General features: G+C 71.8%; 15 protein-coding genes and 1 pseudogene. 10 read left to right on the forward strand and 6 right to left on the reverse strand.

The features are described from left to right. Together draG and PHC73_RS07645 are read left to right on the forward strand one after the other, a co-directional pair. Window positions 1-896: ADP-ribosyl-[dinitrogen reductase] hydrolase (gene draG, locus PHC73_RS07640; RefSeq protein WP_300126397.1), on the forward strand; the 896-nt coding region annotated here is incomplete at its 5' end. After that, window positions 896-1,291, forward strand: a complete 396-nt coding sequence (locus PHC73_RS07645) for an ArsC/Spx/MgsR family protein (protein ID WP_300126399.1) — start codon at window positions 896-898, stop codon at window positions 1,289-1,291. The genes draG and PHC73_RS07645, both read left to right, overlap by 1 nt. On the opposite strand, the gene PHC73_RS07650 is transcribed toward PHC73_RS07645, so the two are convergent. Further along, the gene (locus PHC73_RS07650; protein ID WP_300126401.1) at window positions 1,288-2,709 is read right to left on the reverse strand and encodes a PLP-dependent aminotransferase family protein; all 1,422 of its coding nucleotides are present in this window, start codon (window positions 2,707-2,709) and stop codon (window positions 1,288-1,290) included. The two genes, PHC73_RS07645 and PHC73_RS07650, sit on opposite strands and share 4 nt — an antisense overlap. A gap of 144 nt (window positions 2,710-2,853) precedes the next feature. Here PHC73_RS07650 and PHC73_RS07655 point away from each other — a divergent pair, with 144 nt between their 5' ends. From PHC73_RS07655 to PHC73_RS07685, 7 genes are read left to right on the forward strand one after another with little or no spacing between them, the layout of a single operon-like run. After that, entirely contained in the window at window positions 2,854-3,645 is a 792-nt protein-coding gene (locus tag PHC73_RS07655; RefSeq protein WP_300126403.1) for a PhzF family phenazine biosynthesis protein, read from the forward strand. A gap of 45 nt (window positions 3,646-3,690) precedes the next feature. Further along, entirely contained in the window at window positions 3,691-4,212 is a 522-nt protein-coding gene (locus PHC73_RS07660) for a DinB family protein (protein ID WP_300126405.1), read from the forward strand. Continuing rightward, window positions 4,209-4,607 carry a nuclear transport factor 2 family protein gene (locus tag PHC73_RS07665; protein ID WP_300126407.1) on the forward strand — a complete coding sequence of 133 codons (399 nt, stop codon included), beginning with the start codon at window positions 4,209-4,211 and terminating at the stop codon, window positions 4,605-4,607. The genes PHC73_RS07660 and PHC73_RS07665 overlap by 4 nt, the downstream gene beginning before the upstream one ends. Beyond that, the gene (locus tag PHC73_RS07670) at window positions 4,588-5,031 is read left to right on the forward strand and encodes a PaaI family thioesterase (protein ID WP_300126409.1); all 444 of its coding nucleotides are present in this window, start codon (window positions 4,588-4,590) and stop codon (window positions 5,029-5,031) included. Before PHC73_RS07665 ends, PHC73_RS07670 begins: the two co-directional genes overlap by 20 nt. Before the next feature lie 27 nt (window positions 5,032-5,058). Beyond that, on the forward strand, window positions 5,059-5,415 hold the full coding sequence (locus tag PHC73_RS07675) for a nuclear transport factor 2 family protein (protein WP_300126411.1): 357 nt from the start codon (window positions 5,059-5,061) through the stop codon (window positions 5,413-5,415). Window positions 5,416-5,428: 13 nt separating this feature from the next. Further along, window positions 5,429-5,920: a cupin domain-containing protein gene (locus tag PHC73_RS07680; protein WP_300126413.1), complete on the forward strand. Its 492-nt coding sequence runs from the start codon at window positions 5,429-5,431 to the stop codon at window positions 5,918-5,920. Between the two features lie 20 nt (window positions 5,921-5,940). Then, window positions 5,941-6,543 carry a 2-hydroxychromene-2-carboxylate isomerase gene (locus tag PHC73_RS07685; protein ID WP_300126415.1) on the forward strand — a complete coding sequence of 201 codons (603 nt, stop codon included), beginning with the start codon at window positions 5,941-5,943 and terminating at the stop codon, window positions 6,541-6,543. A gap of 34 nt (window positions 6,544-6,577) precedes the next feature. Here the strand turns inward: PHC73_RS07685 and PHC73_RS07690 are convergent, their stop codons facing one another. Continuing rightward, on the reverse strand, window positions 6,578-6,778 hold the full coding sequence (locus PHC73_RS07690) for a DUF2905 domain-containing protein (protein WP_300126417.1): 201 nt from the start codon (window positions 6,776-6,778) through the stop codon (window positions 6,578-6,580). An 88-nt stretch (window positions 6,779-6,866) separates the two neighbouring features. Between PHC73_RS07690 and PHC73_RS13960 the strand changes: the two are divergent. Beyond that, window positions 6,867-7,398: pseudogene (locus tag PHC73_RS13960) on the forward strand (DUF924 family protein). A 6-nt stretch (window positions 7,399-7,404) separates the two neighbouring features. On the opposite strand, the gene PHC73_RS07700 reads toward PHC73_RS13960, so the two are convergent. From PHC73_RS07700 to PHC73_RS07715, 4 genes are all read right to left on the reverse strand, one after another. Beyond that, window positions 7,405-8,256: an SIR2 family protein gene (locus tag PHC73_RS07700; RefSeq protein WP_300126419.1), complete on the reverse strand. Its 852-nt coding sequence runs from the start codon at window positions 8,254-8,256 to the stop codon at window positions 7,405-7,407. Further along, window positions 8,256-8,477, reverse strand: coding sequence for a hypothetical protein (locus PHC73_RS07705; RefSeq protein ID WP_300126421.1), 222 nt, complete (start codon window positions 8,475-8,477; stop codon window positions 8,256-8,258). The genes PHC73_RS07700 and PHC73_RS07705 overlap by 1 nt, the downstream gene beginning before the upstream one ends. 34 nt (window positions 8,478-8,511) lie before the next feature. After that, window positions 8,512-8,817, reverse strand: coding sequence for a 2Fe-2S iron-sulfur cluster-binding protein (locus PHC73_RS07710; RefSeq protein ID WP_300126422.1), 306 nt, complete (start codon window positions 8,815-8,817; stop codon window positions 8,512-8,514). Between the two features lie 17 nt (window positions 8,818-8,834). After that, on the reverse strand, window positions 8,835-9,439 hold a 605-nt coding region (locus PHC73_RS07715; RefSeq protein WP_300126424.1), incomplete at its 5' end, for a DegT/DnrJ/EryC1/StrS family aminotransferase.

Genomic DNA, 9,439 nt, shown 5'->3' on the forward strand with positions numbered 1-9,439 from the left:
AACGCCGGGCGCTGGGTGCCTACCTCGGCTTTGCCGTGGGCGACGCGCTCGGCGCCACCGTGCAGTTCATGAGCGTGGACGAGATCGCCACCGCCTACGGCGTGCACCACAACCTGCGCGGCGGCGGCTGGCTGAAGCTGCGCGCCGGGCAGGTGACCGACGACACGGAAATGTGTCTTGCGCTCGGCAAGTCCATCGTCGACGGCGGCGGCTTCGATGCGGCCGCCGCGGCCCAGGCACTCACCGCCTGGCTGCTCGGCAAGCCGACCGACGTCGACCACACCTGCCGGCGTGGCCTGCGCCGCTATCTGGCGGACCGCAGCGTGGGTGCGCCGCCAAACGCCGGCGACGCCGGCGCCAGCGCGGCCGTGCGCACGCTGCCGGTGGCGCTCGCCAGCGTGGGTGACCCCGCGGCGCTCGCCGACTGGTCCGCCGCGCAGTGCCACCTCACGCACAACCACGCGCAGTCGGACGCCGCCGGGCTGGCGCTCGGGCGCATGGTGCACGCGCTGCTGACCGGCGGCGGGCACAAGGCGGCGCGCGCGGAAGCCAACCGCCTCATCGCCGCCGAGCCGCAGTTCCGGTTCCAGCCCTACCCCGGCCAGGCCGGCGCGCGGGCGGTGGAAACGCTACAAACCGTGCTGCACGCCTACTTTCGCAACGACAGCGTCGAACGCTGCGTGATCGAGGCGGTCAACCGCGGCGAAAACGCCGACACCACCGGCGCGCTCACCGGCATGCTGGCCGGCGCCACCTATGGGGTGGAAGCCATCCCGCGCCGCTGGCTCGGGCGACTCGACGGCGCCGTGAAAACTGCCATCGAAACCCAGGTGCCGGCGCTGCTGGCCGTGGCCCGACGGCGGCTCGCGCAGCGCCCGGTCGGATGCCCGGCCTGATGAACGCGCCGCGCGTGGCGTTTTACGAAAAGCCCGGCTGCGCCAGCAACGCCCGCCAGAAGCGCGCGCTCCAGGCCGCCGGCTGCCACGTGCAGGCGCACGACCTGCTACGCGAGCCGTGGACGGCGCCGCGCCTGCGGGCATTTGTGGCCGCGCTGCCGGTGGCGCAGTGGTTCAACCCCGCCGCGCCGCGCGTGAAGTCGGGCGAGATCGACCCCGCCACGCTCACGGCGGACGCCGCACTCGCCCTGCTGCTGGCCGAACCGCTGCTGATCCGCCGCCCGCTGATCGAGGTGAACGGCTGGCGCACGGCCGGTTACGACGCGGCGGCGCTGGAAAGGCAGCTCGGCATTCGGCTCGACATCGCTGCGCCGGGCGGCTGCTCGCGGCGCTAGCCGGCCGTATCCAGCAGGCGCGCCAAGCGCGCCAGGGCCGCCTCGACGCGGCCGTCCCAGCGGCTGGCGCACGACAGGCGCATGAAGTTCCGATACTTCTGCGTGGCCGAGAAGATCGGCCCGGGCGCGATGCTCACCCCCTCGGCGCGGGCCAGCTGCGCCAGCCGCAGGCTGTCCACCTGCGGCGCCAGCTCCACCCACACCACGAAACCGCCGGCCGGCTGGGTGATGCGCGTACCGGCAGGGAAATGCCGCGTCACCGCCTCGATCATCCGGCCCACGGCACGCGCGTAGTCGCTGCGGACGGTGCGCAGGTGGCGCTCGTAGCCGCCGCTGTGCAGCACGTCCGCCAGCGCCAGCTGCGGCACCGTCGGGCTGGCCATGTTCAGCACGTACTTGAGGTACTCCACCCGCGCCTGGTGGCGCCCCGGTACCAGCCAGCCCACGCGCAGCCCCGGCGACAGGGTCTTGGAGAACGACGCGCAGTACAGCACCTCGGCGCCGGTGCCCTCGCTGAGCGCCAGACACGGCGGCGGCCGGCGCGGGCCGAAGCCGAGGTCGCCGTAAATGTCGTCCTCGATCAGCGGCACGCCACGGGCGCCGAGCAGCGTCAGCAGGCGCCGCTTGCGCGACTCGGACATGCAGTACCCGAGCGGGTTGCTGAAGTTTGGCGTGGCGATGCAGGCACGCACCGGCCAGCGCTCCAGCGCCAGTTGCAGCGCCTCCAGCGACAGGCCGTCCACCGGGTCGGTGGGAATCTCCAGCGCCTCCAGTTGCAGGGAATCGAGCGCCTGCAGCAGGCCGTAGAACGTGGGCGACTCGATGGCCACCACGTCCCCCGGTCGCGTCACGGCGCGCAGCGCCAGCACCAGCGCTTCCTGGCAGCCGTTGGTGATGACCACATCATCGGCGCCGGTGGCGCAGCCGTAGGCGGACATGCGGCGCGCAATCTGCCGCCGCAGCTCCGGCAGCCCGGGCGGAAACTCATACGCCGCCGCCCGGTTGCGGTGCTGGCGGGCGGCGCGGGCGAGCGCCCGTTCTACCGCCCTTACCGGCAGGAAGCTCGGGTCCGGCACGGCGGCGCCGAACTGCACCACCGCCGGATCGTTGCTGGCCTTGACCAGGCTCAGCACCAGTTCCTGACCGGTCACCGGGCTCGGCTGGGCGGCCGGCGCCGAGCGCGCCGGTGCCGGCACCCTGGTCGCGGCCCGCGCACGCACGTAGTAGCCGGAACGGGCGCGCGCCTCGATCAGGGCGTCGGCCTCCAGGCGCCGGTAGGCGGCCAGCACGGTGGCCACGCTCACCCCGCGCGTGCGGCTGAGCGCCCGCACCCCGGGCAGGCGCTCGCCCGCGCCATAAACGCCCTGCTCGATGTGCTCGCGCAGGTCGGCGGCCAGGCGGTCGTACAACAGGTCCATCGCAGCTCCGGTACAGCAGATGGCCGGCAGGACCGGCACAGGTGTGATTTGCTGGTAACTGTGCCGCAACAATAATCCGTTTTTGAATCTGTACCGCTACCCTGCCCCACCTCTACAGTGGGCCGACCCAAAACGAAGACCGCCATGACCACACCGCTGTACATCGTCGACGCCTTCACCGACCGGCCGTTCGCCGGCAATCCGGCCGCCGTGTGCCTGCCGGACACGCCGCGCGATGCCGCCTGGATGCAGGCCCTGGCCAGCGAGATGAACCTGTCAGAAACCGCTTTTCTGTACCCGCGCGCCGACGGCGACTGGGACCTGCGCTGGTTCACGCCAGCGGTGGAAGTGGACCTGTGTGGCCACGCCACGCTGGCCAGCGCCCACGTGCTGTGGCACGAGCACCGGCAGACCGGCCCGTCGCTGTGTTTCCATACCCGCAGCGGCTGGCTCACCGCCACGCGCCACGGCAGCGACATCACGCTCGACCTGCCTGCCGACCCGCCGGAGCCGGAAGCCGCGCCGACCGGACTGGCCGCCGCGCTGGGTACCCGGCCGCAGTGGACCGGCCGCTGGCCGGAGGGCCACGTGGCGGTGCTGGAACACGCCGCCCAGGTACGCCAGCTGACGCCGGACATCGCCGCTCTGACGGCGGCCGGCATCCAGCGGCTCATCGTCACCGCGCCGGGCGACCGGCCGGACCAGGATTTCGTCTCACGCTTTTTCGCCCCCGGTGTCGGCGTACCGGAGGACCCGGTCACCGGCTCCGCGCACTGCGTGCTAGCGCCGTACTGGTGCGCGCGCCTCGGCCGCACGCGCCTGACCGGTTTCCAGGCCTCCCGGCGCGGCGGCGTGGTGGGGGTGGAACTGGCCGGCGACCGGGTACGCCTGACCGGTCAGGCGGTCATCGTCCATTCCGGAACACTTCACGTGTAGGCGCCTCGCGCCCGCCCGATGTCGGCTCGCCAAGCAGGAGACCTCATGGATGCCCTGAAGCAACTTCGCCTTTCGGCGGCCTACAACCGCTGGGTCAACACGCGCCTGTACGACGCCTGCGCTGGCCTGAGCGCGGCCGACTACAAGGCTGATCTTGGCGCGTTCTTCCGGTCCGTGCACGGCACGCTGAACCACCTGCTGCTGGGCGACCTGCTGTGGCTGGCGCGCATCCGTGGCACCGCGCCGCCGACTGGCCGGCTGGACGCCGAACTGGCGCCGGACCTGCCGGCCCTGCGCCGGCGCCAGGCGCAGTCCGACGCCGCCTTGTGCGACTACCTGCAGACCTGCCGGGAAGCCGATCTGCCACAGCCGGTGCGCTACACCAGCGTGATGACCGGCAAGGCCATGAGCCTGCCGCGGTGGACTGCCCTGACGCACCTGTTCAACCACCAGATTCACCACCGCGGGCAGCTGACGGCGCTGCTCAGCCGCCTGGGCGTCGACTACGGCAACATCGACCTGGTGTGGATGCCGGGCGTGGCCCACGTGGACGAAGCCGGCCCATGATCAGCACCGGCTTTGCGCAGCAGTTCGCCCGCGTCTGGATCGGCGCCTGGAACCGGCACGACCTGGACGCCGTCCTGGCCCACTGCGCGGACGACATCGAACTGACCGCGCCGCGCCTGCCGGCGCCGGCCAGCCGCCTGCGCGGCAAACCCGCGGTGGCCGCCTGGTGGGCACGGGCGCTGACCGCCCCCACGCTGACGGTGGGACCGCGCCTGGCACTGACGGCAGCCGCCACCCTGATCGGCACCGACGGCGTGGTCCTGCTGTACCGCAGCGACGGCCGGCTGCGGGCGCAGACCTTCCGCTTCCGGCCGAACGGCCAGGTGAGCCACACCGCCATCCACCCGCTGGCGCCGCGCGCATCGGAGACAGCCCATGACCTTCACCGCCCCTGATCCCGACTACCAGAGCCGCGTGCGCGACAGCTTCGCGGCGCAGCCGTTCATGGCCACGCTGGGCGCCGGCCTCACCGCACTGCGGCCGGGCCGCTGCGAGATCACGCTGGCGTTCGATCCGCGCCTCACGCAGCAGCACGGCTTCCTGCACGCCGGCGTGGTCAGCACGCTGGCCGACAACGCCGCCGGCTATGCCGCCTTCTCGCTCATGCCGGCGCAGGCACAGGTGCTGACCACCGAGTTCAAGATCAACCTGCTCAATCCGGCCCGCGGCCAGGCATTCATCGGCCGGGCACAGGTGCTCAAGGCCGGGCGCACGCTGACCGTGTGCGATGCCGACGTGTACGCCCGCGACGGCGACACCGAGACCCTGTGCGCCCGCGCCCTGGTATCGCTGATGGCCCTGTTGCCGCCCGGCACCTGAATCCGCCCCCCAACTGGAACCCGCGCCGTGATCGACCCCGACTTCGCCCACCGCTTCGCCGCCGACTGGATCGACGCCTGGAACCGGCACGACCTGGACGCCATCCTGGCCCACTATGCCGACGACTTCACCATGCGCTCGCCGCTGATCGCGCAGTTCGCCGGCGTGCCGTCCGGCCGGCTCAGCGGCAAGGCCGCGGTGGGCGCCTACTGGGCCGGGGCGCTGCGCCGCTTGCCGCAGCTGCACTTCCACCTGCTGCACGTGTTTTGCGGTGTCGACAGCCTGCTGCTGCATTACCAGGGCGCCCGCGGCCCGGCGGCGGAGTGGTTCGAGTTCGGGCCCGATGGCAAGGTCGTCCAGGCCGCCGCCCATTACGCCGCCTGACCGGGGGAACCCCATGCCCGATCCACAACCGCCCATCGCCCTGCGCGCCGCCGACTGCCCGCCCCGCGCCCGGGTCTCGGCCTACCCGGACGCCGTCGTGGCGCGCCTGGAAACGGCGCTGGCCGGGCGCGAGAAACGCGCGCTCGGCGCGGCGTTCGGCCTCGGCAACTTCGGCGTCAACCTGACCCGCCTGGCGCCGGGCGCCATCTCCGCCCTGCGCCACGCCCACACCGCGCAGGATGAGTTCATCTACGTGCTGGCAGGCTGCCCGACACTGGTCACCGACGCCGGCGAGACCCTGCTGGAGCCCGGCATGTGCGCGGGCTTTGCCGCCGGCCGCGGGGATGCCCATCACCTGATCAACCGCAGCGCCGCCGACGTGTTGTACCTGGAGGTGGGCGACCGCACGCCGGGCGACCGGGTGACCTACCCGGACGACGACCTGGCCGCCGAACTCACCGCCACCGGCTGGCACTTCACCCACAAGGACGGGACGCCGTACTGACGCCGCCCCGGGAGGACAGCATGACCACGCCCATCACCCTGTACTTCGACCTGGTCAGCCCCTACGCCTGGCTCGCGCTGCACACCGTGGACGACATCCGTGCGGCTACCGGGCGCGAAGTGATCGTCACACCGGTCGCCTTCGGCGCCATCCTCAAGCGCCACGGCCAGCCGGCGCCGGTGGACATCCCCGGCAAGCGCGCGCAGATCTTCGACGACATCCGCTGGCGCGCCGCCGAGCGTGGCCTGCCCTTCACCGGCCCGCCGGCGCACCCGTTCAACCCGCTGCACGGCCTGCGCCTGTGCCTGGCCGTAATGGACCCCGCCGTACGTACCGTGCTGGCCCGCCAGCTGGCCGACGCCGCCTGGTCCCAGGGACGCGACCTGCAACAACCGCAGGTGGTGCTGGACGTGGCCGGCCACTGCGGGCTGCCGCAGGCCTGGGCCGAGGCACAGCTGACCGACCCTGGCATCAAGCAGGCGCTCATCGACAGTACCGGCCAGGCGGCCGACCGCGGCGTGTTCGGTGTGCCCACCTTCGCGCTCGACGGGCGCCTGTTCTGGGGCAACGACCGCATCCCCCACCTGCTGGCAGCGGCGCGCGGCGAGGGCCCGCCGCCGTGATCGGCCACGGCGCCCCGACCCGACTACCGCGCGGTCAGCGCCGCAGAAACCACACCAGCAGCGACAGCACCAGGCTGACCACGACCATCGTGGTCAGCGGAAAGTAGAAGCGGACGTTTCCCCGCTCGATGACGATGTCGCCCGGCAGGCGACCGAACGGGATCGCTCCCAACCACGGCCACGCCAGACCGGCAACGAGCAGGGCGATTCCAAGGGCGATGAGGGTCTTTTGCATCTGCCCGGTCAGGTGGTGACGGGGTGTCATTCTGGCAAACCGCCGCCTAAGCTGTCGCAGCCCTTCGGCCACCGGCAACCCCCTCCGCATGCACGACGACGTTCTCGCTTTCTGGTTCGAACAGACCGAGCCCGCCCGGTGGTGGGCTAGCGACCCGGCCTTCGACGCGCTGATCCGCCGGCGTTACGCGGCACTGCTGCAGCAGGCAACTAGCGACGAGCTGTACGCCTGGCGTGCCACACCGCACGGACGACTGGCGGAAGTGATCGTGCTAGTTCTCGCGCAACATCCACCGCGACACGCCGCGCGCCTTCGCCCAGGACGGCATGGCCCTTGCACTGGCGCAGGAGGCGGTGGTCGCCGGTGTGCTCACCACCCTTGAACCGGTGCAGCGCTGCTTCGTGCTGATGCCCTACATGCACAGCGAGTCACGCGCCATTCACGCGCTGGCGGAGCCGCTGTTCGCCGCCTTCGCGCCGCAGGACAACCACCGGCACGAGCTGCGCCACAAGGCGGTGATCGACCGCTTCGGACGCTACCCGCACCGCAACGCCGTGCTCGGCCGGCCCTCGACTGCCGAGGAAACGGCCTTTCTGGCGCAGTCGGACGCGGGCTTCTGAGCGAAATCAGCCGGCAGCCGCCCGCACCGGCGTCGCCTGGCCGGCGAGGACAGCGGTGAACCGGCCCAGCGGCAGCGCCAGGACCTCGATGTTCTGCTGCTCCAGAAAGCGCGCCTCGTTGCGGCTGGGTGTTTCCGGCAGCACCGCATAGTGCTGGTCCGATGAACGCTTCATGACCTGGCGGGCGAAGGTGCGTGTGAGCTGGTCGTCGAAGCGGCAGCCGAGGAACAGGAACTGCCGGCCGGCGCGCCGGCGCTGCACCTCGGCCGGGATCGGCGTCTGGATGTCGATTTCGGTCAGCACTTCGACAAAGTCGGAATCGGACACCAGGAAGTTGCCGGCCGGCGCCACGGAACCCAGCGGCTGGTAGAGCAGGGTCGCCCAGTCCGCGGCGGCCTCGATCGGCGCGAGGTTGCCGGCGGCATCGAAGGCGTGGCACCAGGCGCCCGAGTGCTCGGCCTGGCTCACGCCCTGCACGGCGCCCCAGTCGCACCGCCCGGCGAGTGCCCGCTGCGGCAGGTCGTCGTACCAGGCGTGCACCAGCAGCGGCAGGGCCGGCAGTGATGCGAGATACGCGTGCAGCGCGGTCGGTTCCACTGCCGGGCTGAACGCCTCGCGCATGGCCGTGGCCACGGTCTTGCGGTGCTTGAAGTTTTCGATGAACTGCGCCGCCCCGGTGAGGTTGCCGTGCAGCTTGTGCGGCACGCTGGCCTTGGCGGTGAGGTGCTTGACCAGCGCCTTCGGGGTGGCGGGCAGCGGGCAGTCGGCGCCGGCGAGTGCCAGCACGCCCGGCCCGAGATACGGCACCACGCGACCTTGCGCGAGGCCCGCTCGCAGCGCGGCGATGGCGGTGTCCATCAGGCGGTCTCGGCGAACGTGGCGCGCACGCTGTCGACCTTACCGGCGGGCAGGCGGAACACGCCGCGTCCGCCGGACAGTGCCAGAAAGTGCGACCCGGCCTGCTCGGTGAGGCGGTTGAACCACTGCTGGGCGGTGACGCCGGCCGGGCGGGCGCCGATTTCGGTGACGGTGCCGTCCGGCGCGAAGCGCACGTGGATCATGGTGTCGTCGGTGGTCATGGGGGAGCCTCCAGGTGGGGAACAGAACGCAGGACTACAGCCCGGAGCCGAAGCCCAGCAGCTCGACGGTGACGTCGGCATCGCCGAGCAGCGCCTGACAGGCAAGACGCGACTTGGAACCCACGCCGACGATGGTGTCCAGGCGCGCGTTCTCGGCGGCGGTCATCTTGGAAAGCGTCTTGCGGCCGTCGTGCACGAACACATGACACGAGTCGCACTCGGCCTTGCCGTCGCACTTGTGGGCAATCGGCTCGCCGGCGCCGAGCAGCACCGACAGCAGGCTCGCGCCGCTGGCGGCCTCGATGCGGTTGCCGGAGGGTTGGACGGTAACGAACGGCATGGCGGGTCTCCTTGCGTTTAAAGGTAAATGGCCGCGCCAGCGCCGACGTTGACCGAGGCGTCCTTGAGCGTGGCCACGATGAAGCCCACCTGGTCCGCGTCCAGATGGGCGTGAAACGGCAGCGCCACGGCGCGGTCGGCCAGGCGCTCGGTGATGGCGAGCTTCTGCGCCATCTGCCCGGCCGGCAGGTAGGCGCGCTGGCGGTGCAGCGGCTGGCAGTAGGCGTGCGCCTCGACCGCCTCGGTGGCCAGATCGTCCACGACGGCGTCGCGGCTCTGGCGCGTGAAACGCGTACCCAGGTGCAGCACGTAGGTGAACCAGTGCAGCTCGTCCACCTCGGGCGCCTGGTACGGCGGCTTGATGCCCTCGAAGGACAGCACGTGGTCGCGGTAGAAGGTTTCTACCTGCCGGCGCCGGGCGAGCAGCTCCGGCAGGCGCTTGAGCTGCACGCGCCCGAGCGCCGCGGCAAGCTCGCCGCACTCGGCGCCGTACGGCGCCACGCCGGAGGCGACGATGTTGCCGCGCTCGGCCGGATCACGGCTGCGCAGGCGGCGTAGCGCGGCGGCCAGCTCGTCATCGTCGGTGACCAGCATGGCGCCGGTGCCGCAGCACAGCGCCGCCG

This window comes from Immundisolibacter sp. (assembly GCF_028696615.1).
In the GTDB taxonomy this organism is placed as follows: Bacteria; Pseudomonadota; Gammaproteobacteria; order Immundisolibacterales; family Immundisolibacteraceae; genus Immundisolibacter.

Bases quoted from the DNA above. Each gene is read 5' to 3' on its own strand.
- PHC73_RS07645 (WP_300126399.1), top strand. From the start codon at position 896: ATGAACGCGCCGCGCGTGGCGTTTTACGAAAAGCCCGGCTGCGCCAGC.
- PHC73_RS07650 (WP_300126401.1), bottom strand. From the start codon at position 2,709: ATGGACCTGTTGTACGACCGCCTGGCCGCCGACCTGCGCGAGCACATC.
- PHC73_RS07655 (WP_300126403.1), top strand. From the start codon at position 2,854: ATGACCACACCGCTGTACATCGTCGACGCCTTCACCGACCGGCCGTTC.
- PHC73_RS07660 (WP_300126405.1), top strand. From the start codon at position 3,691: ATGGATGCCCTGAAGCAACTTCGCCTTTCGGCGGCCTACAACCGCTGG.
- PHC73_RS07665 (WP_300126407.1), top strand. From the start codon at position 4,209: ATGATCAGCACCGGCTTTGCGCAGCAGTTCGCCCGCGTCTGGATCGGC.
- PHC73_RS07670 (WP_300126409.1), top strand. From the start codon at position 4,588: ATGACCTTCACCGCCCCTGATCCCGACTACCAGAGCCGCGTGCGCGAC.
- PHC73_RS07680 (WP_300126413.1), top strand. From the start codon at position 5,429: ATGCCCGATCCACAACCGCCCATCGCCCTGCGCGCCGCCGACTGCCCG.
- PHC73_RS07685 (WP_300126415.1), top strand. From the start codon at position 5,941: ATGACCACGCCCATCACCCTGTACTTCGACCTGGTCAGCCCCTACGCC.
- PHC73_RS07690 (WP_300126417.1), bottom strand. From the start codon at position 6,778: ATGCAAAAGACCCTCATCGCCCTTGGAATCGCCCTGCTCGTTGCCGGT.
- PHC73_RS07700 (WP_300126419.1), bottom strand. From the start codon at position 8,256: ATGGACACCGCCATCGCCGCGCTGCGAGCGGGCCTCGCGCAAGGTCGC.
- PHC73_RS07705 (WP_300126421.1), bottom strand. From the start codon at position 8,477: ATGACCACCGACGACACCATGATCCACGTGCGCTTCGCGCCGGACGGC.
- PHC73_RS07710 (WP_300126422.1), bottom strand. From the start codon at position 8,817: ATGCCGTTCGTTACCGTCCAACCCTCCGGCAACCGCATCGAGGCCGCC.